The organism is Acinetobacter sp. CAU_H_29a_1, assembly GCF_058599505.1.
Map to the genome: position 1 here is coordinate 2,617,072 of NZ_CM178655.1, position 25,458 is coordinate 2,642,529.

Sequence of the window (25,458 nt, forward strand, 5' to 3'; positions counted from 1 at the left end):
TAGGAATATTACAATGCCAAACCATGTGACTAATAAGATTGAGATCACTTCTGCAAATGCAAAAGATGCACTTGATTTCATGCGTACAGATGCATGTGAATTTGACTTCAATAAAGTCATTCCAATTCCTGAAGCTCTAAATGTTGAATCAGGATCTCGTACTGATGCTGCACTCGCATATGCTTTGTCTGAAGGCTTCAAGTCAGAGATTACAGCCGATCAAATTGAGAAATACTTCGAAGATGGTTTTTTCTCTTCAAAAGAAGCTATAGCTCAACGTGATCTAGCTACCGCTAAACATCTAATTGATGACAATTCTGAAACCCCTGAAAACCTATTAAAGCTCGGGCAACAGATCATTTCGAACGTAGATAACCACGGCGCTAAAACTTGGTACCAATGGGCGATCCCAAACTGGGGAACGAAGTGGAATGCATACGATGTGAATGTGGCAGATGCCCAAGTGACTTTTGATACCGCTTGGAACTCACCTATCGTTGTTTTGGACGCATGGATTGCTCAATTTAAATTAAGTTGCACCGTTAAAGCTTTTGATGAAGGCCATAATTTTTGGTTCATTCGAAACTACAAAGACGGCGTACTTGAATCAGAAAGAGACACAATAAAAGAAGATTGCGACTCCTTATGCAAAGAGCTCAAGGGATATGACCCATCCGAAGAAGATGAGGATGAGTGAGTCACTAAAATGAAAAAAGTCCCTAAAAGACACATGGACCAATTCACGATGTTTTTATCTGTTGTTGGTTTTACCGCAAAGACAAATGCTGATGGTTCTATCACTTGTATTAATCCGAAAATGCCGAAAGATCGCAGACAAATAGTGCTTTGGCAGAACGGAAAAATGAATAAAGCATGCCAGTTGCTTTGGTGGGATTTTCTAAATCACTGGTTAGTTATTGGTAAGCAATTTATTGAAGCATTGAATAAAAAGATTGAGGTGGCGTGATGGAAAACAAATACAGCGACTTAAGTAAAATAATCAATGAAGCGCTAAGTCTAGGTCGTGAAGCTGCAAAACACGTTGATGATGGTGGTACCGCCAACAATGACCGCATTTGTATCAGTGGTCTGAAAGGTGTTCGTGAAAGCACGTTAAATAATGCTGGTATCAACTGCTATAAGCATTGGAGTTTCCCAGGAACATTTATTTTAAGTAGTTCATTTGGTCAGGGTAATAAAAACTGTAAAGGCTTATCAGTTGCAATGGATTACATGAAAAATAATGGCGTTGATTGCTATATGCACTGGCAAATGGATTGAGGTGGCGTGATGGAAGATAACAAATTATGGGCAGTCAATATTCCCGAAGAACCTGATTCAGAAGAAATTTTATACCCTGTTCCATCAAAAGAATTGGGTGAGCAGGTTGTTCAACGTTTGCGTAAAGAGGCTATTCAGGCTTTTGAATTTGTTGGTGACTGTATCGCTGAAGCAATCACACTTGAAGAATGGAATCGCTCTGCTGATGAACATTCTAAATATTTGGAAGAAAACCCTAATTGGTGGGATGAAACAACTTTTTTGGATGAGGTGGAGTGATGGTTGTTCAGAACGATAAAGATTTTGCAGCCTTACCAGAGGTAGCGAAGCTTTACCAAGCATGCAAAGAAAGAGATTTAACTATTGCTGAACGTGAATATTTAAAAGGTGCACGTGATGCATGGCAATCAGACAAAGCTCAAGCGGTGCCTGAAGGTTTTGTTTTGGTTGATAAACATCAACTTGCTCAACTTATGGCAAATATGGACAGTTTTGGTAAAAAAGCACTTGGTGACGATTATGTGAGTTTTACAGATATTGCAGCAGTATTGGATGAAGCACAGGAGCAAAGTCATGAATAAAATCGAAATTGATTGGCTCGACTCTTGCCCAAAATGCGATTGCTCAGAACATGTTGTTGAAACAGTTGAAGGTACAAACGAATGGCTTTATAGCGGCGACAAAGTTACATGTGGTGAGTGTGGGCATACTGGTGAAATAGAAGCAGATGGTGAAACTGCTTGGGTGAATTGGGATGAAGCACAGGAGCCAACCAATGACTGATTTTTACTGCCCTTATTGCGAACACGGCATGAATAAAGAAGATACCTGCATCCATGAAGATGATGTTTTAGGTGAATGGAAAGTTGAGTGCCCGGAATGTAAAAAGACTTTCGAGCTTACGGCAGAACCCGACATTCTTTATTCAACTACCGAGGCGTCTAATGACTGAAATTCAACAAACAAATGTCGACAAAGAATTAGAGATCGATAAGCAAGTAAACCTGATCGATCAGTTCATCCAAAGCGGTGAATTTGATAAGGCTTTCCGTGATGTGTTTGGGTTGCCAGTTGGTGTGGTGAAGTCTTTAGGAGAGGTGTCATGAGCGATCAGTCAACAAAATTATTGCCAATTGATCAAGTTATAGCAAAACTTCAAATTGGCAAGTCAACCATTTATAAATGGATCGAGCAGTGTGAATTCCCTCAACCAATATTACTGGGTACTGGAAAGCGTAAAATTGCTCGATGGAAAGAATCTGAACTTGATGAATGGATTTTGCAACACAAAGCCAAGGCCTCCTAATAAGAGGCTTTTTAATAATATGAGTACTTTTATTTTTTACGGTATTTTTTACGGTATATATAGCCAATTAAAAATATTAATTATTAATTATTAGATTCTTAACCCCATCATTCGAGTCCCGCAGAGCGCACCATTTTATGGTTGTTTTCAACCTCTCTAAGCTTAATCATAAACACTAAAAATTCGATTTATCACATGTGATACTAATAATCCCCTTCAAACTTGGACGCTGATTCAACAGCCGCTCAAACTCGCTCGCGGCGACACCTACATCTGGGTTTTCAAATCAGGTCTAACTAAGTCAAACTGTTCTAGAGACTTTACAATTAATTTTCGTGCTCGAATCAGTTGTTTGGCTGTTTAAAATAGCTGTTCTCAACAGATGCACGGAATGAGCCAAATTCCATACACAATTTTTCCCTTCTATTTTAGTGCTATAGCACAGATTTCATTCTGAAATCTTGGTATAACAAAGTGCCCCCTATTTTAAAAAATATTTTTATGAATAATATTAATTTAATTTATAGGTCAATCATTTGCCAATTTTATTTATTACGTAATCAAATTACGTATTGAATAATAATTTAGATCAAGTATGATGAATTAAAACTTCTACACTTGCTCACTCAACATTGAGAATGCTGCTGAACAAGTGCCCCATTTCAGACAAACGGATTTGTCTCTCTCGCTCTAGAATTGTAGCGACCAGTCCGTTGGCTCTGAAAGGAATCGTTAAAAAGATAAGCAATAGGATTGCTTAAAAAAGAAATGAGGACGTTGTATGAATGAATTAGCCAACCCACTAGAATTGTGTGGATTCGAATTTATTGAATTTGTTTCTAAAGATGGTCAGCTAGATGCGGTGTTTGAAACCATTGGGTTCAGCAAAGTGGCAAAGCATAAGTCTAAAAATGCGTATTTATGGCGTCAGGGCAAAATTAATATCATTCTTAATTATCAGCCTGAATCGTATGCAGCTTATTTCTATAAAGAACACGGCCCTTCTGCCTGTGCAATGGGCTTCCGTACCAAGAATGCGGCAAAGGCATTTAAAAAGGCGATAGAAATTGGTGCTGAACCAATTTACAACCAAGTTGGTCCGATGGAGCTAAATATCCCAGCAATTAAAGGGATTGGCGGCTCTCCTATTTTCCTCGTCGATTGTGACATTTACCAAAATGACTTCATCTTCTTTGATGATGTGCCATCCCATCCTGTCGGCACAGGTTTATATGAAATCGACCATTTGACCCATAATGTGTATAAAGGCCGTATGCAGTATTGGTCTGATTTCTATGAAAAGATTTTCAACTTCCAAGAAATTCGCTACTTCGATATTAAAGGTGAATATACTGGCCTGACATCCAAGGCACTCACGGCGCCCGATGGCAAAATCCGTATTCCGCTCAATGAAGATTCGGATAAAGGAAATGGTCAGATTGCTGAATTTCTCAATGAATTTAACGGTGAAGGCATTCAGCATATTGCCTTCATTTGTGATGACCTAATTAGCACTTGGGACAAACTCAAAGCTTTAGGTGCCAAGTTCATGACACCTCCACCCAATACCTATTATGAAATGCTAGATGAACGTTTGCCTAACCACGGCGAACCTGCTGATGAACTACAAAAACGTGGCATTTTGCTGGATGGCAATACTAAAGACGGTAATAAGCGTCTCCTCTTGCAAATTTTCTCTCAAAATATGCTAGGCCCAGTCTTCTTTGAATTTATTCAGCGTAAAGATGACGACGGTTTTGGTGAAGGCAACTTTAAAGCGCTATTTGAGTCGATTGAACGCGACCAAATTAAACGTGGCGTTTTAGATGTATCTAAAGCTTAAACGATTTCTAGAATTTCCCTGTACATATAGTTTTATGTACAGGGAAATTTAACTTTTGCGCAAAAATTATACTCGTAAAAATTAAAGTCCGCTCCGATGACAATATAAAAATAACTAAACATCATCATGGCTCAGGGCTTTATCTCACATGGATGAAGAATAAAAATGCAGCACATTGAACAAGGAAACCTGAAAAAAGGTTTAAGTAATCGTCATATTCAGCTCATCGCCCTCGGTGGTTCTATCGGCACAGGGTTATTCCTCGGTATTTCACAAACCATCAAACTCGCAGGACCTTCTGTTATTTTAGGCTATGCCATCGCAGGCCTTATAGCCTTTCTTATGATGCGCCAACTCGGTGAAATGATTGTGCATGAACCCGTGAGTGGTTCTTTTAGTCATTTTGCTTATAAATACTGGGGCAAATTTGCGGGCTTTATGTCTGGCTGGAATTATTGGGTACTCAATATTTTAGTATGTATGGCTGAACTCAGCGCTGTCGGCCTCTATATCCATTACTGGTGGCCTGATATTCCAACGTGGGTTTCTGCTTTGGGTTTCTTTATTTTCATTAATGTCATTAATTTACTGCACGTGAAATTATTTGGTGAAATGGAATTCTGGTTAGCCATTATTAAGGTCGTGGCAATTATTGCCATGATTGCTTTTGGTAGTTACTTGCTGGCTAGCGGTAGTGGTCATAGCCAGTCTAGCTTACAAAATTTATGGCAGCTCGGTGGCTTCTTCCCCAATGGTATTACAGGCTTAGTGATGGCTATGGCCATGATTATGTTTGCTTTCGGTGGAATTGAGCTGGTAGGTATTGCAGCAGCAGAAACAGATAATCCTCAGAAAACCCTCCCAAAAGCCGTCAATCAAATTGTTTACCGCGTGTTGTTATTTTATATCTTAAGCTTGGTCGTGATTTTGTCACTTTATCCATGGAATATGATGGCTGAAGGAGGTAGTCCTTTTGTATTGATTTTCGACTCGTTGGGCAGCCAAACCGTGGCCGCTGTTTTGAATTTTGTAGTTTTGACTGCGGCTGTTTCTGTCTATAACAGCACCAATTACTGTACCAGCCGAATGCTGCTTGGTCTGGCACAACAAGGCAATGCCCCAAAATTTTTAAGCAAAATTAATCCGCGTGGTATTCCTGTAAATGCCATTATGGTTTCAGCTTTCTTTACTTTAATATGTGTTCTGATTAACTATTTATTTCCTGAAAAAGCATTTAACTTACTCATGATGCTGGTCGTAGCGGCTATTGTGATTAACTGGGTCGTGATTTCTTATACACATTTAAAGTTTAAAAAAGCCATGAATCGCATGCAGGTAAAAACTCACTTTCCAAGTGTGGCCTATCCATTTACCAATTATTTATGTATTGCCTTCATGGCGAGTATTCTGCTCATTATGAGTCGTAGCCCAGATATGCAAATTGCAGTTCTCATGATTCCAGTCTGGATTGCGATTTTACTGACGGCTTATCTCTTTAAACGGAAGCAAGAAGATCATGTTGCGTTGCTTGAAAAAAGTAAAATCACTTCCTTACCAGAAGCGTAATATCGTATTTATCATATTAGGATGTATTCATGTTTCAACATATTGATGCCTATGCAGGTGACCCGATTCTTTCTCTGATGGAGGAATTCAGCAAAGATACGCGCCAGAATAAGGTCAATCTCAGTATCGGACTTTATTATAATGAAGATAATATCGTGCCACAGCTACAGTCGGTTCAAAAAGCCTATACTCATTTAATTCCTGACTATGACAAAGTCCGAGTCTATTTGCCTATGGATGGACTCAAGAGCTTTAATCAGGCTGCACAAGAACTCATTTTCGGTCAGGCTAGCCCTGCTCGTCAGCAAGGGCGTGTCGTCACCATTCAGACTTTGGGTGGTTCTGGTGCACTCAAAGTAGGTGCAGACTTCTTAAACAAATACTTTCCGCAGTCCGAGATCTGGGTCAGTCAACCGACTTGGGAAAACCATATTGCGATCTTTAATGGTGCTGGTGTTCAAACCCATTTCTACCCTTATTATGATGCGGACACCCATGCCGTGAATCTAACTGCGATGCTAGATACCTTAAAGCAGCTGCCTGCTCAAAGTATCGTACTACTGCATCCTTGCTGTCATAACCCGACAGGTGCAGATTTAGAACCTCATGAATGGGATCAAGTGATTGAGGTTCTAAAAGCAAATGACTTGATTCCTTTCTTGGACATGGCCTATCAAGGTTTTGGTCAAGGATTAGAACAAGATGCTTATGCAATCCACGCGCTAGATCGGTCTGGTATGAACTTTATTGTCAGCCATTCTTTTTCCAAGATCTTTTCCTTATATGGCGAACGTGTTGGTAGCTTGAGCTTTGTCTGCGATGACGCAAACATTGCCCAAAATGTATTGGGCCAGCTTAAAGCGACAGTCCGTCGCATTTATTCTAGCCCAGCAGCTAACGGTGCGTTATTGGTGAGTCAGGTATTAAATGACACAGCATTGTCTCAGCTATGGCAGTCTGAATTAGAAGAAATGCGTCAGCGCATTTTACTGATGCGTCGCTTACTTGAAGACAAACTCAGTCAAGCGCTACCAGATATGGACTTTAGCTATCTGACCCAGCAACAAGGCATGTTTAGTTATACGGGCTTAAGTGCAGAACAGGTCGATTTGCTGAAACACGATTATGGTATTTATTTAGTCCGCAGCGGCCGTATGTGTACTGCTGGCCTAAATTTAAACAATATTGATTATGTGGCTGAGTCGATGGCGACTGTGCTTAAAGCGGCAAGCTCCGCTGAGTCTGTGCTTGCTTAAAAATATATCATGTTCACTTAGGCTTCTCACTCTAGGGTTAGAAGCCTTTTTTATCGTTATTTTTCAGAACTTGAATCAAGGCAACCTAAGTCTACGGGTTTAAGCGTCACTGTCTATTTCCTAATTTCCCCTTTTCCTTTAGACAGCGTGGCAGAAAATGAAATATTTATACTGTCTAGCACGACCACATCCCATAAAAAAATCCACCAAAGGGCGGATTTAAAACTTAATTCATCTTTTCAATGCAATCGACGCTTTTATATGGCAGCAGCTGGACAAAATAAAGCATCGATCTGTCGCTGTACGCCAAGTACATAATCAATTGCTTGCTGCATTTGCCCTTCGGGTAACTGATCTTCTGTGCCAATACAAGTAATGACATGATCCAGTTGCTGCGTGAAATTAAAGACTGGAATACTAATCGCATTGATCCCAGCCATCATATCTCCTGTGACTGAAGCATAACCTTGACTCAGGATTTTCGCTTTCAGCTCTAAAAAATCTTCCCAATTTGCAGGATACTGCTCTGACTTAACGCTACTTTCCCATTCTTTTTCCAATAATGGCTTGATGATGTGCTCAGACTGATAGCAGGCATGCAAGCGCCCTGTCGCAGATTTCAGCAGCGGCATGCGTGAACCGACTCGGGTAATAATATTAAAGACATGGTTAGATTCTAGAGACTGAACCACGACCGCGCCATCGGCAAACCATTTACTGACATGAATACTGCAATTCAGATGTTGCTGAATGTCCTGAATATAACGCTGGCTTAATTCCAGCATATCTGTTCGTTTGAGTGCATTCACCCCAAAAGCATGTGCACGCTCACCTAAACTATAACGCCCATCCGTTAATTGCTGAGCATAGCCTTTACGAATCAAGCTCACCACATAACGGTGTACTTTGGCCGGATGCATGGATAAAACTTCGGACAGCTCTTTTAACATCATCGGTGCATTATGTGCAGTTAATGCATCTAATACGGTTAATCCAACTTCCAGAGACTGAACCCCTCCCTGTATTTTTTCTTCCTCAACACTCATCGCTTTACCCTGCATAGCTGCATTAGTTGTCATAACTCCATTGGTGAATTGTACTACTTAAATCAAAAATGTGAGCCATCTAAACCTGACTCTCTCATTCAGAGTAGTATAGCTCAATAATTTACACTATTCATAAATAAATTATTTATTGCGTAATTTTAAAATATAAGTATGATTCTATCTAGAACTTAAATTTTCCACGGAAAGGATCAATATCCATGAGCAAACGCTTGAAGTCATTTGTTGAAATTGCTGCACATTCAGATTTCCCGCTAGAAAACCTGCCTTATGGCATTTTTAGTGAAAAACACAATTCGCAGCCTCGTGCTGGCGTAGCACTGGGAGAATGGGTAATTGATCTGGCGGTACTGGAAGCGCATGGTTATTGCAAAGTGGCAGATGGTAAACTGCTCTTTAATCAGCCGACACTGAATTTGTTTATTGAATCAGGTCAAGCCAATTGGTCTAAGGTCCGCGCTGAATTACAAGTTTTGTTGTCCGCAGATAATCCTGAACTTCGTGATAATCAGACCCTGCGTGATCAGGTTTTCTTCAAACAATCAGACGTTAAAATGCATATGCCTGTAAACATCTCAGGCTATACCGATTTCTATTCGTCTAAAGAACATGCCACCAATGTCGGTTGCATGTTCCGTGACCCGAAAAATGCGCTGCTGCCCAACTGGTCAGAACTCCCTGTTGGTTATAACGGTCGTGCCAGCTCGGTCATTGTGAGTGGTACAGACATTGTCCGTCCATCAGGACAAATCAAGCTGCCAGATTCAGAACGTCCCGTATTTTCTGCTTGCCGTAAACTCGACTTTGAACTTGAAACTGGTTTTATCGTAGGCAAGGCAAGTCAGCTGGGTCAACCTGTTCCAATTGAAAACGCTTGGGATCATATTTTCGGTATGGTGCTGTTTAATGACTGGTCTGCTCGTGACTTGCAGCAATGGGAATATGTGCCACTTGGTCCGTTTAATGCCAAAACTTTTGCGTCGTCTATTTCACCTTGGATTGTGACGCTGGAAGCACTTGAGCCATTTAAAACCAGTTCGCCTGAACAAGAGCCAAAACCTTTGGCTTATCTGTGTGAAGACAACAGCAGCAACAGCTATGACATTCATCTTTCGGTTGAAATTCAGCCTGAGAATGACGAAAAAAGTGATGTGATCTGCAAAACCAACTTTAAATATATGTACTGGTCCATGGCTCAGCAGCTGACACATCATACGATTGCGGGCTGTAACTTGCAGGTCGGTGATTTGATGGGTTCAGGGACCATTTCAGGGCCAACTCCAGATTCTTATGGTTCATTGCTCGAAATCACTTGGAATGCCACCAAACCTTTAACGCTATCAAATGGCGAACAGCGTAACTTCATTCAAGACGGCGATACCGTCATTATGAAAGGCTATTGCGAAAAAGATGATTTGCGTATTGGCTTTGGTGAAGTCAGCGGCAAAATTCTGCCAGCAGTGGATTTTGGTTTTACCCAATAATTGCAGACCAGGATGTTGCCCATGAAACTGTATACCTATTTTCGTAGTTCTGCGGCTTACCGAGTTCGTATTGGCCTGAATTTAAAAGGTCTGACTGCTGAACATGTACCTGTGCACTTAGTCAATAATGGCGGCGAGCAGCATAGTGAAAGCTACCGTCAGATCAATGCGAGTGAGCTGGTGCCCACATGGGCAGAGCAAGATTTTGTTCTGACTCAATCGCTAAGTATTCTTGAATATTTAGAAGAAAAATTCCCAGACATGGCCTTGCTCCCTCAAGACTTGCAGCAGCGTGCTTTGATCCGTGCATTTAGTTTGAGTATTGCCTGCGACATCCACCCACTCAACAACCTACGGGTACTTCAGTACCTGACGGGTACATTGGAAATAAGTGATGCGCAGAAAATAGCTTGGTATAAACACTGGGTTTTAACGGGCTTTAAAGCCCTTGAAGCACAACTGGAACAGTCAAATGGCAAATTCTGTTTTGGCAATCAGCCTACCCTCGCAGATTGCTGCCTGATTCCACAAGTCTATAACGCTCTACGTTTTAATCTTGATTTATCCGATTATCCAAAAATTTGTTCGATCTATACCCATTGCAACAGTTTAGAGGCCTTTCAACACGCTGCACCTGAAATGCAGCCTGAAGCTGCTTAAGTTTTTTATAAGGATATAAAAATGACCATTCAAATTGAAAAAATCCACCATGTGGCCTACCGTTGTAAAGATGCCAAAGAAACGGTGGAATGGTACAAAAAAAATCTAAATATGGATTTCATTCTCGCCTTTGCTGAAGACCATGTCCCCTCAACCAAAGCCTTTGATCCCTATATGCACCTATTCCTAGACGCAGGAAACGGTAATGTGCTGGCTTTCTTTGAACTACCAACCCAGCCTGAAATGGGTCGTGATGAAAACACCCCAAAATGGGTGCAGCACATTGCACTCAAAGTCAAAGACCGTCAGGCACTGATTGATGCTAAAGAACACCTAGAAGCCAATGGCATAGAGGTCTTGGGCATTACCAATCATGGTATTTTCCACTCAATTTATTTCTTTGATCCAAATGGCCATCGTTTGGAACTGGCCTATGACGATGAAAAAGCACCACAAAAAATTGCCATGATTACTGAACAAATGAAATATGACATGCTGGAAGAATGGAGCAAAACCAAACGCGCACCGCAGCATACGCATTTCCTACATGCAGATGAATTAAGCCATAACTCTCGTACCGCCAAAGTAGACGCCTAAGTCTGGCGGAAGTTGTGCTGATGGTGAATGCCTTAGAGGCAAGTTCAACGATGATAAAAAAACACAAAGCAGCTTCGGCTGCTTTTCTGATTTCAATAGATAGGTTTTCTTATTTTAATTAGCTACTTAGAGTAGCTTAAATCTCCTATCAATCATCAATAATTGCTTTCCATTTGCTTCACGGCGAATTCTATTTCCGTCCTCCTCCGTATCGAATCAAATCGAATTGTTCATGTATGAAACCTGTCTATGCATCCATTTAAACTTATACGTTTTAGCTAGTCAAGTAGGCAGCAATTTCATCAGCCGCAGCTCTTGCTGTTCTGGACACTCCAATTAAAGTCGCCGATGCCATGCCTGTCCACTCACCATAGCCAACCAACCATAAATTATTTACTTTCATTGAACGCCCATTATGGACAGCAACCGTTTGATCAGGTTCTACCACATCAAGACTTATTAAATGATTCAGTGAAGCTTTGAACCCTGTACACCAAATCACAGCATCTACGGCTTGTGTTGTACCATCCGCCCAAACAACTGAATGTTCTTCAAATGCATTAAACGGTTCTCGGCTATGTAATACGCCACGTTCACGGGCCTCTTTGACAGTGTCTATCATGACAATATCACCCAGACCACCAACAGGCTGATTGATCACTTTACCTTCCTGTTGGGCTTTTAAACGCTCCGTTGCCCGAAGAAACAAGACCCGCCCATCAACATCATCCGATAAAAATTGAGGTGGTGTTACTGTGACCCAAGTGGTATCTGCAACTTTTGAGACTTCAGCAAGAATTTGTGCACCAGAGTTGCCACCTCCAACCACGATCACTTTTTTATTGATGAAAGGCTCTGGATTTACGTAATGAGCTGAATGTATTTGTATCCCTTCAAATCGCTCATGTCCTTCATAATGTGGAATATAAGGTTGACTCCATGTTCCTGTAGCACTGACCACCGCTTTAGCTCGCCAATATTGTTCGCCAGCATACACATCTAAATAGTCATCTTTTTGTTCAATATGATCGACATGGACTGGCCGAATGGTCGGAAATTGATAGCGTTGCTCGTATGCCAACAAATACTCGATCACTTCATTTCGCGTTGGGTAGGTGTGTTCAGTCGTTGGCATCATCCAACCCGACAACGAACTCCATGTATGCGGTGAAAAAAGATGTAGCGACTGCCAAGCATGCAGCCATGCACCGCCCGCCTGCGATTGATCATCTAAAATCACAAATGGAACTTTTTTACGTTTGAGAAAATAAGCTGTAGCAAGTGCCGACTGACCACCACCAATAATAACCACATCGACTTGTGCTTGTAGTTGTGCCAAAGCATCTCTCCTCTTGATTATAGTGAAGCCATATTCATAATTAAAAAAGCCCAGTCTATTCAACAAACTAAGTGACTTTTAAAAACTGATCAAATCTGTAATTGGACTTTTCAATTACACAAGCTACTTTTCAACATCTTTGATCATCTAGAGTTTATAAACTCCGTTGATTGACACGCTTAGATAATTCTTCTGCCGACTCTTTTCGCTCTGAATAGCGGTCTGTAAGGTACTGACTTTGCCCACGCGTCAGTAGCGTGAATTTATACAGCTCCTCCATAACATCGACAATTCGATCATAAAAGGCTGAAGGTTTCATTCGTCCATCTTCTTCAAACTCTAAAAAAGCTTTGGGAATAGACGATTGGTTTGGAATGGTGATCATGCGCATCCAGCGGCCTAAAATACGCATCTGGTTTAAGCTATTAAAAGACTGCGAACCACCACTGACTTGCATGAGCGCCAAAGTCTTGCCTTGGGTTGCACGAATCGCACCACCTGCCAGTGGAATCCAATCAATTTGTGATTTAAAAATTGAACTCATGGAGCCATGACGTTCCGGCGAACACCATACCATCCCTTCTGCCCATGCGAGTAGATCATGCAACTCTTTAACTTTGGGATGCTCAGTGTCCGCATCTTCAGGTAAAGGCAGCCCTTTAGGATGAAAGATTTTTACTTCGGCACCAAACTGCTCCAAGATACGTCCTGCTTCCATTACAGCCAAACGGCTGTATGAACGCTCACGGTTTGAACCATACAGCAGCAAAATACGGGGTGGATGATCCAGCTCTTTAGCTTGTACTTTTTCTAAAGTCGGTTGATCGAGAAGATTCATATCTACATTTGGGAGAGTCATAGAAATTACACCTCTTCTTTAAAAAACTTTTTTCTAAGCCACAAAGACACACTGACTAAAGCAATCAACACTGGTACTTCAACCAGTGGACCAATTACAGTAGTAAACGCCACAGGTGAAGCTAAACCAAAAGTTGCAATGGCTACAGCCAGCGCCAATTCAAAATTATTTCCCGCAGCAGTAAAAGAAATGGCTGTGGTTTTAGGATAATCGTTCCCCATCCATTTGCTCATGAAGAAGCTGATGAAGAACATCACGATAAAGTAAATGGTCAATGGAATGGCAATACGCAAGACATCGAGTGGCAAGCTCACCACATCGTTTCCTTTCAGGCTAAACATCGCCACAATCGTGAATAATAAAGCCAACAGACTCAGCGGACCGATCTTCGGTAAAAAGACATGTTGATACCAATCCAAACCTTTAGCTTTCACTAGAGTGAATCGCGTCATAAAGCCAAGGAAAAATGGAATTCCCAAATACACCAGTACCGCATGGGTAATCGTCCAGAAATCGACATTGATCACTTGCCCTGCAACACCAAAATAAGGTGGTAAGAAGGTCAAGAACAACCAAGCATAGGTACTGAAAAATAAAATTTGGAAGATACTGTTAAAGGCCACCAATGCAGCAACATATTGGTTATCCCCACAGGCCAAACCGTTCCACACCAAGACCATCGCAATACAACGAGCCAGTCCTATCAGGATTAAGCCTGTCATATACTCTGGATAGCTATGTAGAAAAATAATGGCTAATGTAAACATTAGTACTGGTGCTATCACCCAGTTCTGTACCAAAGACAAAGTTAAGGTTTTTTTGTCTTTAAACACTTGTGGTAGCGCGGCATAATCCACTTTTGCCAAAGGTGGATACATCATCAAAATCAAACCTATCGCAATTGGAATATTGACGGAATCCACACTCATTTTATCCAATGCCACTGAGGCTTGTGGAAAGAACACACCGATCGCAATTCCCAACCCCATCGCAATGAAAATCCATAGCGTGAGGTTACGATCTAAAAATGACAGTCTTTGTTGAGCCATGATGTTCTCATTCAATATCTGAGATGTGATTGATTGCAGCAATCAATTCAGGACGAGACATGTGCGCTGTATCGAGTGCCAACAATGCATCTAAACGACGATTGACATGGTCTACAGTCACTTGGAATGCTTTGAGCTTCTCTTCTTTCGGCAAGTCTAAATGCGAAGGATCAGCCAAGCCCCAATGTGCCTTGATTGCTCCGCCTAAATACAGTGGACACGCTTCTTGCGCTGCCGAATCACAAACCGTAATCACCACGTCAGGTTGATATTGTTCACAATCATCAATGGTTTTACTCCACAAACCATCTGTTGAAAGACCCAAATTTTCTAATGTTTCAATGGTCAATGGATGTACTTGCCCTGATGGCTTACTACCTGCACTGTATGCTTTCCAACCCTCTGGGGCACGACTATTAAACAGCACTTCTGACAGGATGCTACGACAACTATTTCCAGTACATAAAAAAAGGAATTTCATATTGTTCTACTCGCAATAACTATTGATTTGTTGAAATGATGGAGCAACTTTTGGCTGTAAATCAGCATTTTTAAGGGTGTTAAGTACGTCTACGCACCAAGTGGGTAAATTGGGATTGAGACTGTAATAGACCCATTGCCCTTGACGTCGATCTTGTAAAAGACCAGAAGAGCGTAATAAGGCTAAATGCCGTGAAATCTTGGGTTGGCTCAACTCTAATTTTTCAGCCAAATCACAAACACATTGTTCATTATTTCCAAGAACCAACATGACGATGTTGAATCGCGTTTCATCAGCCAAACATTTAAAGAAATTGATTTGATCCATATTTTTTTACTCACTCAAATATATGGATATATCAATATTCACATATATCCATGAAATTTTTATTTCAATCGCTGCCCATTTGCATCCAGTACTTGTTCACCATCTTCTTTAGTGAAAGCACCCTTTTGTGGGAGTGGCAGAATTTCTAAAACCAATTCTGACGGACGACTTAAACGAGTTCCTAACTCAGTCACTACAAATGGACGGTTAATCAAAATTGGATGCTGCAGCATAAAATCTAAAAGCTGTTCATCCGTCCAGTCCTCACGGCCCAACTCGAGATCACGATAAGGATCAACATTCTTACGAATCGCTTCTCTCACCGTTAAACCTGCATCCGCGATCATTTGAATTAGTTCATTTTTAGATGGAGGTGTTACAAGGTACTCAATCACTTCAGGTTCAATATTGGCATTACGAATTAATGCCAATGTATTACGTGATGTACCACATTCAGGGTTATGATAAATCTTAACTTTTGGAGTAGCAGTCATTTGCTCAAACTCAATTGAATCTTTATATATACTTATATATGAATAAACATATATATGCAATTCCATATTTAAAGAATGAAAAATGATCTTTTTTGAATATATAGTGATCGAATGAGCGTGTTAAAATTAGATAAAATCCAAGATTTAGAGGTCAAGCTATGGAAACAGTTATGATTACTTTGATCTTAGTTATTATTTTGATTTTACTTGTCATATTTTACTTTGTACACGACAAAAAAAGATAACTCATTGAAATAATGGCATAATACTTGTTTTCTGACTACGAATATGATGACACATTTCAATGAGTTACATCTCATCTTAAACAAATATCTAAAGTGGAACAAGTCACATGTAAAATGTTTTACACTGATTATGATTGCATTAATTGTAAAACAGACATGTAATCTTTCTTCTGCATCTAAAGCCTTACCCATCAAGTGCTTACCACAATCATTTTATCGACGTATACAACGCTTCTTTGCAGGTCAGTATTTCGATTATCGTCAAATTTCTCAGTTAATTTTCAATATATTTTCATTTGATAAAGTCCAATTAACTTTGGATAGAACTAATTGGAAATGGGGAAAACGAGATATCAATATCTTGATGTTAGCCATCGTCTATCGTGGAATAGCGATACCTATTGTTTGGACATTGCTCAATAAACGTGGAAATTCAGATACAAAAGAGCGTATTGCTTTGATTCAACGCTTTATCTCTATTTTTGGTAAAGACCGTATTGTGAATGTGTTCGCAGACAGAGAATTTATCGGTGAGAAATGGTTTACATGGTTAATTGAAAATGACATTAACTTCTGTATACGTGTTAAAAAAACTTTATTGTGACCAATCACTTAGCCAAGAATCATAAAATTAGTGATTTATTTCGTCATCTTCAAGTTGGTCAAACTGAATGTCGTAAACGACGTATTTGGGTTGGTCGAGTGAAACTGTATATTAGTGCGCTACGATTAGAAGATGGAGAACTTTTACTTGTTGTTTCTCCTATGTTTAATGCTTCTGCTATTCGTGATTATGCATTACGCTGGGAAATCGAAACCTTATTTAGTTGTCTCAAAGGACGTGGATTCAATCTTGAAAATACTCGTTTAACAGACCCTAGACGAGTCAAGAAATTGATAGCAGTGCTAGCTATCGGTTTCTGTTGGTGCTATTTAACAGGTGAATGGCAACATGATCGAAAAAAAGCGATAAAAATAAAGAAGCATGGACGACTTTCAGTAAGTTTATTTCGCTACGGTTTGGACTATGTTCAAATGGCTATTCTACGTTTGATTGGTTTTGGAAAAAAAGAAGAATTTAAGAAAGTGCTAGCAATTTTAAGAAAGAAAAAGCCTGATAGGACAAGGATCCTATGAAATTTGTCGTGTACAGAGCATATTTTATAAAAAGAAAAAATAAACCATGGCTTTTGGGTTTACGAATAGACTCAGTAATGCCCGCCCAATTAATCGGTAACAAGGTAAGACAGCTTTTCGCTCTCTTCTTAGCTTAGGAATTTCTGAATTATAGCCCATAAAATCAGCAACGCCCTCTAACACTGTCATACAGCGTTAGAGGGATAATGATCTCAAGATTGTATTGCTTCAGATGTCAAATTTGCCGTATTAGGCACCATCACCAGCCCAAACCGTATCCACTTTTTTAAGCATTAGTTAATGCACTGGCTAAATCACCAGTACCCTTCAAGTCAGACACCTGTCCGTCCAAAGGCTGACTAAATTCGATACGCTGAATCTTTGCTGCCCGCTCTGCGGAGAACACTGGGATTTGACTCATCGCAAATTCAGACAGTGCGGTAATGGTCAGTGAGGGATTCACACCTAAATTTCCAGGTACAATCGAACCATCTAATACGCGTAAATTTTGATAACCAAAGACTTGACCAGTGAAGTCCACAACGCCATTCGACTTGTCATTGCCCATCGCGACACCACTCATAATATGTGCTGTCGTTGGCGTTCCCAGTAAAATTTCGGTGAGTGCAGAACCCGGTTCTCCACCTAACTTTTGTGCAATCATTTTAGTGGCTTCTTCAGCCGCTGGGAATGAAACGGTGAGTGGCGTGTCCCCTTCTTTTTGCACGGCAGTGATACTATTCTGGAATAATCTATACCACTTTCTACGCCATTCAAAATGAATGAATGCTTCAGATTTTTGCATCACCAATAAAATGATCGAATCTTTGGCTTTACCCTTATAACGCAGTACTTTAAAGGTTTTTAAGGGATGTAACAGTGTATTGGACACAAACTTCATAAAGCGCATAAAGCCCTGACCAGTCACCATCGGCACATATGGAATATAAATCCATGAAGCATCTGCACCTTCAGGGAAACGTGTGACCTCGATATTGGTATCTGCATCGACCGAAATAAAAGAGCTGATTGCCACCCCATCATCCAGTTTTTTCCCTGTGTTGTTCACTGTGGTCAGGGTTTCTGAGTTCGTCCGAACCTCCTGTCCAAGCAATGAAGAAATATTGGGTAAAGTCTTATGCTGATCACGCATTTTTAACAACATCGGTACCGTACCCATCACCCCTGCAGATAACACTACCCCTCGACTGCGCAAACTATACTGACGAACTTGTTTCCCAAGAGTTTCTTTGACTATTACTTCGTAACCTGCGCTACCATCTTCATTCAATGGTGTAATTTTCACCACTTCTGAACTTGGTCGAATCTCAACGCCATTACGTTCAGCAAAATACAAGTAGTTTTTCATGAGGGTGTTTTTGGCATTATTACGACAGCCCAACATACAACTACCACAATAAATACAGGAGTTACGATCTGGTCCAGCTCCATTGAAATACGGATCTTTCGCTACTTGTCCTTCCTGACCAGCTACTTGCGAAAAGAAGACCCCCGTATTCACCGTTTTAAAGGAGTTTGCATATCCAATGTCACTCGCAACTTCTTTTAACGTGTCGTCTGCAATATTGGTATAAGTATTATTCGCTGTACCTAACATGCGTTGAGCGAGACCATAAAACGGCTTTAAGGTTTCTTTCCAGTCTTTACGAATCTTGGTCCATGCCTCGGACTCAAAAACCGCATCAGGTGGAATTAAGTGTACATTGGCATAAATTTGTGAGCCCCCACCGACGCCTACTCCATGCAAAATGGTGGTTTTACTGGTGAAAGTAAATTGCATCGTACCTCTGAATCCCAGTTCAGGCCGCCACAAATAGTTTTTGGTGTCTAAATTGGTGGTTGGAAAATCCTTGTCTTCACGGCGTAAACCTTTCTCCAAAATCAGGACTTTATAGCCTTTTTCACTGAGGCGTAAAGCACTGACCGATCCACCAAAGCCTGAGCCAATCACGATTTGATCAAAATCAAAATCTGTATTCTTCATCCTATTAACTCCTTTAATAGTTTTATTTTTCTGTTTTTAAACACACCAATCCCTTCACTTCAAAATACCCATCTTGAAATGAAAAGTGATGTTGAGGTTTTAACATTTAAGCGCTTATGACTTCATTCGAATCAATAAATTCAGCAGCCAATTAGCAAATTTTCCATACGGTGGCGCGAGAAACTTCAAACTTGAGAAACCTGCCTGATAAAATACAGGGCGCATTTTAGAAAAAGTCAAAAAGCCTTCATAGCCATGATAATGCCCCATCCCGCTGGCACCGACCCCACCAAATGGTAAGTCATGTTGCCTGACATGAAATAAGGCATCATTGACCGAAACCCCGCCCGACATAACTCTGCTGATATAAAATTCGACTAAGCTTTTGTTATTGCTAAATGGATAAAAGGCCAATGGACGATCACGCTGAACAATATAGTCAACCACATCTTCAGGCTTCTGGTAGGTTTTGACCATCAAGATCGGGCCAAAGGTTTCACGCGTATCAATTTCCATCTCATCATTACTGTTCAACACCAAAGTCAGTGGAAATTTTCGTGTCGCAGCATCTGGCTCTTGCTGATTTAAATTAATTAAACTAGCCCCTTTGGCTTCAGCATCTGCCAAGCTATGTACTAAGCGCTGAAATGCACGCTCATCAATCACAGAAGTATAATCTTTGCTATGAATATCAGGCACATGTTCCTGCACCCAAACTGATGCCGCTTGAATAAACGCTTGTAACCTCGACTCATGTACAAATAAATAATCGACATTGGTACAAATTTGTCCCGCATTAAACTGTTTCACAAACATAATGCGTTCTACAGCTTTCTCAATAGGGTATTCAGGGTCAATCACCGCAGGAGATTTACCACCCAGTTCCAGAGTCACAGGGGTTAAGTTTTGTGCTGCAGCAGCCATGACTTTACGCCCTGTCGCACCAGAGCCAGTAAACATCAAGTGATCAAACGGCAGTTTTGAAAAAGTGATGCCCACTTCACCAGTCTCATCGAAAATCTGTAATTTTTCCGCTTTAAAATATTTGGGGCTTAACTCAATCAGCAATTCAGCCAAATGTCTTGAATTTTCAGACATTTTAACCATAGCCGCATTTCCCGCAGCAAACACGGCCGACAACTGTGAAAACATCAAATTGATGGGGAAATTCCACGGCACAATAATTCCAATCACCCCCAGTGGCTGAGGAATTACGCGGTTCTTCGCACCAAAATACAGGCTATGATCGACATGTCGTTTTTGTACTTTAGTCCACTGCTTCAAATGTTTGATGCTGCCGTTAATGTCATCCGTGACAGTAATAATTTCTGCCAATAAGGTTTCATGACGTGAACGATTGCCATAATCACGATTCAGGGCGTCAATAATTGCTTCACGGTGATCGTTAATCAATGCTTTTAAATTCAGTAAATGTTGCTTACGTTGCGCAATCGTTTCAATGCCTTGCTGATGAAAGCTTTTGCGCTGTAATTGAAAACAATCGTGTAATGTCTGTTCTATCACTGTTTGCTCGATATGAGACTGAACCGTAAGTTGCATATGCTTTTCCTTTCACGGTTAAAAATGGTGATTCAATACTTCTTTTCTATGTTGGTTGAGACAATCTCTTATCCTACTTTAACAAATGACTTGAATTATGCTTGACTTTTTAGGACACTAAATTGATCTTTTAGGACAACATGGAATGTTGTAATGGGAAGTTCTCTGTACACGACAAATTTCATAGGACCCTTGTCCTATCAGGCTTTTTCTTTCTTAAAATTGCTAGCACTTTCTTAAATTCTTCTTTTTTTCCAAAACCAATCAAACGTAGAATAGCCATTTGAACATAGTCCAAACCGTAGCGAAATAAACTTACTGAAAGTCGTCCATGCTTCTTTATTTTTATCGCTTTTTTCCGATCATGTTGCCATTCACCTGTTAAATAGCACCAACAGAAACCGATAGCTAGCACTGCTATCAATTTCTTGACTCGTCTAGGGTCTGTTAAACGAGTATTTTCAAGATTGAATCCACGTCCTTTGAGACAACTAAATAAGGTTTCGATTTCCCAGCGTAATGCATAATCACGAATAGCAGAAGCATTAAACATAGGAGAAACAACAAGTAAAAGTTCTCCATCTTCTAATCGTAGCGCACTAATATACAGTTTCACTCGACCAACCCAAATACGTCGTTTACGACATTCAGTTTGACCAACTTGAAGATGACGAAATAAATCACTAATTTTATGATTCTTGGCTAAGTGATTGGTCACAATAAAGTTTTTTTAACACGTATACAGAAGTTAATGTCATTTTCAATTAACCATGTAAACCATTTCTCACCGATAAATTCTCTGTCTGCAAACACATTCACAATACGATCTTTACCAAAAATGGAGATAAAGCGTTGAATCAAAGCAATACGCTCTTTTGTATCTGAATTTCCACGTTTATTGAGCAATGTCCAAACAATAGGTATCGCTATTCCACGATAGACGATGGCTAACATCAAGATATTGATATCTCGTTTTCCCCATTTCCAATTAGTTCTATCCAAAGTTAATTGGACTTTATCGAATGAAAATATATTGAAAATTAACTGAGAAATTTGACGATAATCGAAATACTGATCTGCAAAGAAGCGTTGTATACGTCGATAAAATGATTGTGGTAAGCACTTGATGGGTAAGGCTTTAGATGCAGAAGAAAGATTACATGTCTGTTTTACAATTAATGCAAGCATAATCAGTGTAAAACATTTTGCATGTGACTTGTTCCACTTTAGATATTTGTTTAAGATGAGATGTAACTCATTGAAATGTGTCATCATATTCGTCGTCAGAAAACAAGTATTATGCCATTATTTCAATGAGTTATCTTTTTTTGTCGTGTACAAAGAAAAAAAAGTTTTTTTTTAAGAATACTCATTTTTTTAGTTAGATATTTACTATAATAAGTTGAAACGTAATGTAATACAAACAAACATTAATTACACATTAAATCCATAATTTAATTTAGGGTATCTATGCAATCAATGAATTTAACAACGCTAAGTGCTGCTATTATTTTGGCACTAAGTACTGCTGCTTGTAGTAGTGGTGGAAGTCATTCAACAACATCTACTTCTCCAGTAATTACTGAACAGACTGCTGCTGAGAAAGCTGCCGCTGAAAAAGCTGCCGCTGAAAAAGCTGCTGCCGAAAAAGCCGAAGCAGAACGTTTAGCGAAGATTGAAGCCAACCGTGTTGCCTTGGTTGCTAAAGCCAAAGCCGCAGGGTTAACCGATGCCCAAGCCACTGCCTATGCAGCGGCTAACAAAGAAGCGACCGCTACTGCCGCTCAAAAGGCATTGGATAATTTAGTGGCTGAAAAATTAGCTGCCGAAAAAGCTGCTGCTGAAAAAGCTGAAGCAGAACGTTTAGCGAAGATTGAAGCCAACCGTGTTGCCTTGGTTGCTAAAGCCAAAGCCGCAGGGTTAACCGATGCCCAAGCCACTGCCTATGCAGCGGCTAACAAAGAAGCGACCGCTACTGCCGCTCAAAAGGCATTGGATAATTTAGTGGCTGAAAAAGCTGCTGCCGAAAAAGCTGCTGCTGAAAAAGCTGAAGCAGAACGTTTAGCGAAGATTGAAGCCAACCGTGTTGCCTTGGTTGCTAAAGCCAAAGCCGCAGGGTTAACTGACGCCCAAGCCACTGCCTATGCAGCGGCTAACAAAGAAGCGACCGCTACTGCCGCTCAAAAGGCATTGGATAATTTAGTGGCTGAAAAATTAGCTGCCGAAAAAGCTGCTGCTGAAAAAGCTGAAGCAGAACGTTTAGCGAAGATTGAAGCCAACCGTGTTGCCTTGGTTGCTAAAGCCAAAGCTGCAGGGTTAACTGACGCCCAAGCCACTGCCTATGCAGCAGCTAACAAAGAAGCGACCGCTACTGCCGCTCAAAAGGCATTGGATAATTTAGTGGCTGAAAAATTAGCCGCTGAAAAAGCTGCTGCCGAAAAAGCCGAAGCAGAACGTTTAGCGAAGATTGAAGCCAACCGTGTTGCCTTGGTTGCTAAAGCCAAAGCCGCAGGGTTAACCGATGCCCAAGCCACTGCCTATGCAGCGGCTAACAAAGAAGCGACCGCTGCTGCCGCTCAAAAGGCATTGGATAATTTAGTTGCTGAAAAATTAGCCGCTGAAAAAGCTGCTGCCGAAAAAGCCGAAGCAGAACGTTTAGCGAAGATTGAAGCCAACCGTGTTGCCTTGGTTGCTAAAGCCAAAGCCGCAGGATTAACTGACGCCCAAGCAACTGCCTATGCAGCAGCTAATAAAGAAGCAACCGCTGCCGCCGCTCAAAAGGCATTGGATAATTTAGTTGCTGAAAAATTAGCCGCTGAAAAAGCTGCTGCCGAAAAAGCCGAAGCAGAACGTTTAGCGAAGATTGAAGCCAACCGTGTTGCCTTGGTTGCTAAAGCCAAAGCCGCAGGATTAACTGACGCCCAAGCAACTGCCTATGCAGCAGCTAATAAAGAAGCAACCGCTGCTGCCGCTCAAAAGGCATTGGATAATTTAGTTGCTGAAAAATTAGCCGCTGAAAAAGCTGCTGCCGAAAAAGCCGAAGCAGAACGTTTAGCGAAGATTGAAGCCAACCGTGTTGCCTTGGTTGCTAAAGCCAAAGCCGCAGGATTAACTGACGCCCAAGCTACTGCCTATGCAGCAGCTAACAAAGAAGTCGACGCTAATGCTGCACAAACTGCCCTTGATGGTATTGTGGCGGAAAACAAACGGATTGCTGATAAGAAACTGGATTTGTTTGCTAAGGCGCAGACTGCTGGTTTGGATGCGACTCGTGCGCAGACCTTTGCTAATAATAATGTGAATACAGCAGATGGTGATGTAGCTAATGCGCTGACGGCGGATGTTGCTAAGGCAGTAACGGCTGATAAAGGTGGCACATATACAGGTAGTGGTTTAACCAATGATACTAAGGTAACTTCTCAAATTTCAGGTAATGGTCAAATTACCACGCCTTATGGTACAACCTACACAAAATACACTAAAACCGAGGAATCGGTTGATAAGACCTATAATCAACCTTATTCGGTAGTGGTAGGTAAGGGTACAATCAGTACAACTACAGATCATTATAGTAGCTCTAACTCATCGACTTCGAGTACGTTTAAGATTGATAAAGTCGCTGGTCTAGCTACTCTTGACCAAAATGTACCGACTACTGGTAAAGCCGTATATACCGGCGGTGCATTCTCGGCTGTATCTGACAATGGTAAGTTAAACTATCTGGTTGATTTTGATAAGCGTAAAGGTTCAGGCGACATTCAAGGCTTGTCAGAATTTGGTGCGGTTAAATTGCTAGAAGGTGATTTGACCAAAGTCAATCTGAATGGCAAATCAGTTACTGGTGTAAGTGGTAGTGCGCAAGCGAATGCAGCAGGCTCCTATACGCTGGGTCTGTTCGGTCCACAGGCTGATGAAGTGGCAGGTAAAGCCACGATTGATCAAAAAGAAATCGGCTTTGCAGGTCAAAAAGATGCTAATGCTACCTTGAAAAAGGTCGCAACTGATGCAGGTTTATCTGTCACACGTGCCCAAGCTTATGCTGATGCCTATGTTGGTAAAGATAATGCCGCTGATGCTTTAAAAACAGCTATTCAAATCCAAGCCGATGATTTAGCCAAGTTGGTAGCACAAGGTACAGCGATTGGTCTAACTGATAGCCATGCTCAGACCTATGCAACTAAAAATCTCGATACTTCACAGGAACAGCTTAAAACTGCGTTGAATATTGAGGCATTAATTCAAGCTACTGAAATTGAAAAGTCGTTTGCTGATAAGAACAAATTCTCTCTAAATGATTATAAAAATCAGGATATTAATGAAAGTACGCTAAATAGCGAGGGTAAGTATACTGAACGTAAAGGTTGGAACTATAGTTACCAACAACCATATTCTATGGTTTTAGGGACATGGTTATATAGTTATGTTAAAGATGATGTCAATCAGTTGCAAAATGGCTCAACTTATAACGTAGATATAGCTGGCTTTGACACTAAATCTGTAGCTATTCCCACTGAAGGTAAAGCCACTTATACAGGTTCCGGGGTGCGTTTAAATGATAGCTTTGATCTTGCTTACAATGTAGATTTTTCTAAGCAAACTGGATCAGGTTATTTGCTTAAAGCCAGCAATTATGGTGGTAAAATTAACCTTGATGAAGGTGCTATTAGCAAAATTAATTTAAAAGGAAATGATGTAGTAGGAATTACTAGCACAGCTAAAGGTCTTGATGGAACGACTGGTAATTATTCATTAGGCTTTTATGGCTCACAGGCTCAGGAAATTTCAGGCTCTGTTGAAATGAATGGTGCTGGGCGTGATTATTCCAATTATAAAAATGCTAATAGTAAATACGAAATCGGCTTTGGCGGCATACGCGGCGAAATCACCAAATAACTGCTCATTCCT

General features: G+C 40.7%; 26 protein-coding genes. 16 read left to right on the forward strand and 10 right to left on the reverse strand.

What is annotated here, in order from left to right:
* Positions 1 to 13 precede the first annotated feature (13 nt).
* The 11 genes from AC4MDD_RS13140 to AC4MDD_RS13190 all read left to right on the forward strand — a co-directional run bounded on the left by AC4MDD_RS13140 (position 14) and on the right by AC4MDD_RS13190 (position 7,252).
* Complete coding sequence (locus AC4MDD_RS13140; RefSeq protein ID WP_491881802.1) at positions 14 to 697, forward strand: hypothetical protein; 684 nt, start codon at positions 14 to 16, stop codon at positions 695 to 697.
* 9 nt (positions 698 to 706) lie between these two features.
* A complete protein-coding gene (locus AC4MDD_RS13145) occupies positions 707 to 967 on the forward strand; it encodes a hypothetical protein (protein ID WP_491881803.1) in 261 nt (86 codons plus the stop codon).
* A complete protein-coding gene (locus tag AC4MDD_RS13150; RefSeq protein ID WP_275895069.1) occupies positions 967 to 1,281 on the forward strand; it encodes a hypothetical protein in 315 nt (104 codons plus the stop codon). Before AC4MDD_RS13145 ends, AC4MDD_RS13150 begins: the two co-directional genes overlap by 1 nt.
* A gap of 9 nt (positions 1,282 to 1,290) precedes the next feature.
* A complete protein-coding gene (locus AC4MDD_RS13155) occupies positions 1,291 to 1,560 on the forward strand; it encodes a hypothetical protein (protein ID WP_491881804.1) in 270 nt (89 codons plus the stop codon).
* The gene (locus AC4MDD_RS13160) at positions 1,560 to 1,862 is read left to right on the forward strand and encodes a hypothetical protein (protein ID WP_491881805.1); all 303 of its coding nucleotides are present in this window, start codon (positions 1,560 to 1,562) and stop codon (positions 1,860 to 1,862) included. Before AC4MDD_RS13155 ends, AC4MDD_RS13160 begins: the two co-directional genes overlap by 1 nt.
* Positions 1,855 to 2,064 carry a hypothetical protein gene (locus AC4MDD_RS13165; RefSeq protein WP_491881806.1) on the forward strand — a complete coding sequence of 70 codons (210 nt, stop codon included), beginning with the start codon at positions 1,855 to 1,857 and terminating at the stop codon, positions 2,062 to 2,064. The genes AC4MDD_RS13160 and AC4MDD_RS13165 overlap by 8 nt, the downstream gene beginning before the upstream one ends.
* An 83-nt stretch (positions 2,065 to 2,147) precedes the next feature.
* The gene (locus AC4MDD_RS13170; RefSeq protein ID WP_491881807.1) at positions 2,148 to 2,387 is read left to right on the forward strand and encodes a hypothetical protein; all 240 of its coding nucleotides are present in this window, start codon (positions 2,148 to 2,150) and stop codon (positions 2,385 to 2,387) included.
* Positions 2,384 to 2,587, forward strand: a complete 204-nt coding sequence (locus tag AC4MDD_RS13175) for a helix-turn-helix transcriptional regulator (protein ID WP_119064304.1) — start codon at positions 2,384 to 2,386, stop codon at positions 2,585 to 2,587. Before AC4MDD_RS13170 ends, AC4MDD_RS13175 begins: the two co-directional genes overlap by 4 nt.
* 781 nt (positions 2,588 to 3,368) lie before the next feature.
* Positions 3,369 to 4,430: a 4-hydroxyphenylpyruvate dioxygenase gene (hppD, locus tag AC4MDD_RS13180; RefSeq protein ID WP_062034383.1), complete on the forward strand. Its 1,062-nt coding sequence runs from the start codon at positions 3,369 to 3,371 to the stop codon at positions 4,428 to 4,430.
* Between the two features lie 165 nt (positions 4,431 to 4,595).
* On the forward strand, positions 4,596 to 5,996 hold the full coding sequence (locus AC4MDD_RS13185) for an amino acid permease (RefSeq protein WP_004981288.1): 1,401 nt from the start codon (positions 4,596 to 4,598) through the stop codon (positions 5,994 to 5,996).
* 29 nt (positions 5,997 to 6,025) lie between these two features.
* A complete protein-coding gene (locus tag AC4MDD_RS13190) occupies positions 6,026 to 7,252 on the forward strand; it encodes an amino acid aminotransferase (RefSeq protein ID WP_491881808.1) in 1,227 nt (408 codons plus the stop codon).
* Between the two features lie 257 nt (positions 7,253 to 7,509).
* On the opposite strand, the gene AC4MDD_RS13195 is transcribed toward AC4MDD_RS13190, so the two are convergent.
* A complete protein-coding gene (locus tag AC4MDD_RS13195; RefSeq protein WP_278345210.1) occupies positions 7,510 to 8,331 on the reverse strand; it encodes an IclR family transcriptional regulator in 822 nt (273 codons plus the stop codon).
* Positions 8,332 to 8,516: 185 nt separating this feature from the next.
* On the opposite strand from AC4MDD_RS13195, the gene fahA reads away from it, so the two are divergent.
* From fahA to AC4MDD_RS13210, 3 genes are read left to right on the forward strand one after another with little or no spacing between them, the layout of a single operon-like run.
* Positions 8,517 to 9,800: a fumarylacetoacetase gene (gene fahA / locus AC4MDD_RS13200; RefSeq protein ID WP_491881809.1), complete on the forward strand. Its 1,284-nt coding sequence runs from the start codon at positions 8,517 to 8,519 to the stop codon at positions 9,798 to 9,800.
* Between the two features lie 21 nt (positions 9,801 to 9,821).
* Positions 9,822 to 10,460 (forward strand): maleylacetoacetate isomerase, encoded by a 639-nt coding sequence (gene maiA / locus AC4MDD_RS13205; protein WP_491881810.1) that lies wholly within the window; start codon positions 9,822 to 9,824, stop codon positions 10,458 to 10,460.
* Between the two features lie 21 nt (positions 10,461 to 10,481).
* Positions 10,482 to 11,057, forward strand: coding sequence for a VOC family protein (locus AC4MDD_RS13210; RefSeq protein ID WP_005005954.1), 576 nt, complete (start codon positions 10,482 to 10,484; stop codon positions 11,055 to 11,057).
* 274 nt (positions 11,058 to 11,331) lie between these two features.
* Here AC4MDD_RS13210 and AC4MDD_RS13215 read toward each other — a convergent pair whose 3' ends face one another.
* The 6 genes from AC4MDD_RS13215 to arsC all read right to left on the reverse strand — a co-directional run bounded on the left by AC4MDD_RS13215 (position 11,332) and on the right by arsC (position 15,606).
* A complete protein-coding gene (locus tag AC4MDD_RS13215; protein WP_491881811.1) occupies positions 11,332 to 12,396 on the reverse strand; it encodes an ArsO family NAD(P)H-dependent flavin-containing monooxygenase in 1,065 nt (354 codons plus the stop codon).
* Between the two features lie 154 nt (positions 12,397 to 12,550).
* Positions 12,551 to 13,255: an arsenical resistance protein ArsH gene (arsH, locus tag AC4MDD_RS13220; RefSeq protein ID WP_114836886.1), complete on the reverse strand. Its 705-nt coding sequence runs from the start codon at positions 13,253 to 13,255 to the stop codon at positions 12,551 to 12,553.
* A gap of 5 nt (positions 13,256 to 13,260) precedes the next feature.
* Positions 13,261 to 14,304, reverse strand: coding sequence for an ACR3 family arsenite efflux transporter (gene arsB, locus AC4MDD_RS13225; protein ID WP_491881812.1), 1,044 nt, complete (start codon positions 14,302 to 14,304; stop codon positions 13,261 to 13,263).
* A 7-nt stretch (positions 14,305 to 14,311) separates the two neighbouring features.
* A complete protein-coding gene (locus tag AC4MDD_RS13230; RefSeq protein ID WP_004723198.1) occupies positions 14,312 to 14,785 on the reverse strand; it encodes an arsenate reductase ArsC in 474 nt (157 codons plus the stop codon).
* A gap of 6 nt (positions 14,786 to 14,791) precedes the next feature.
* Positions 14,792 to 15,112, reverse strand: coding sequence for a metalloregulator ArsR/SmtB family transcription factor (locus AC4MDD_RS13235; protein WP_491881813.1), 321 nt, complete (start codon positions 15,110 to 15,112; stop codon positions 14,792 to 14,794).
* Positions 15,113 to 15,171: 59 nt separating this feature from the next.
* On the reverse strand, positions 15,172 to 15,606 hold the full coding sequence (arsC, locus tag AC4MDD_RS13240; protein ID WP_195728750.1) for an arsenate reductase (glutaredoxin): 435 nt from the start codon (positions 15,604 to 15,606) through the stop codon (positions 15,172 to 15,174).
* A 291-nt stretch (positions 15,607 to 15,897) separates the two neighbouring features.
* Here arsC and AC4MDD_RS13245 point away from each other — a divergent pair.
* A protein-coding gene (locus AC4MDD_RS13245) for an IS4-like element ISAba33 family transposase (protein ID WP_341120667.1) occupies positions 15,898 to 16,988 on the forward strand; the annotation gives its coding sequence in 2 pieces (ribosomal slippage) (positions 15,898 to 16,438 and positions 16,438 to 16,988; 1,092 coding nt in all).
* Between the two features lie 286 nt (positions 16,989 to 17,274).
* Here the strand turns inward: AC4MDD_RS13245 and AC4MDD_RS13250 are convergent.
* From AC4MDD_RS13250 to AC4MDD_RS13260, 3 genes are all read right to left on the reverse strand, one after another.
* Positions 17,275 to 18,993 (reverse strand): GMC oxidoreductase, encoded by a 1,719-nt coding sequence (locus AC4MDD_RS13250; protein WP_491881814.1) that lies wholly within the window; start codon positions 18,991 to 18,993, stop codon positions 17,275 to 17,277.
* 114 nt (positions 18,994 to 19,107) lie between these two features.
* Positions 19,108 to 20,553 carry a coniferyl aldehyde dehydrogenase gene (locus tag AC4MDD_RS13255; RefSeq protein WP_491881815.1) on the reverse strand — a complete coding sequence of 482 codons (1,446 nt, stop codon included), beginning with the start codon at positions 20,551 to 20,553 and terminating at the stop codon, positions 19,108 to 19,110.
* Between the two features lie 181 nt (positions 20,554 to 20,734).
* A protein-coding gene (locus AC4MDD_RS13260; RefSeq protein ID WP_125625403.1) for an IS4-like element ISAba33 family transposase occupies positions 20,735 to 21,825 on the reverse strand; the annotation gives its coding sequence in 2 pieces (ribosomal slippage) (positions 20,735 to 21,285 and positions 21,285 to 21,825; 1,092 coding nt in all).
* Positions 21,826 to 22,032: 207 nt separating this feature from the next.
* On the opposite strand from AC4MDD_RS13260, the gene AC4MDD_RS13265 reads away from it, so the two are divergent.
* Complete coding sequence (locus AC4MDD_RS13265; protein ID WP_491881816.1) at positions 22,033 to 25,446, forward strand: factor H binding protein domain-containing protein; 3,414 nt, start codon at positions 22,033 to 22,035, stop codon at positions 25,444 to 25,446.
* Positions 25,447 to 25,458 lie beyond the last annotated feature (12 nt).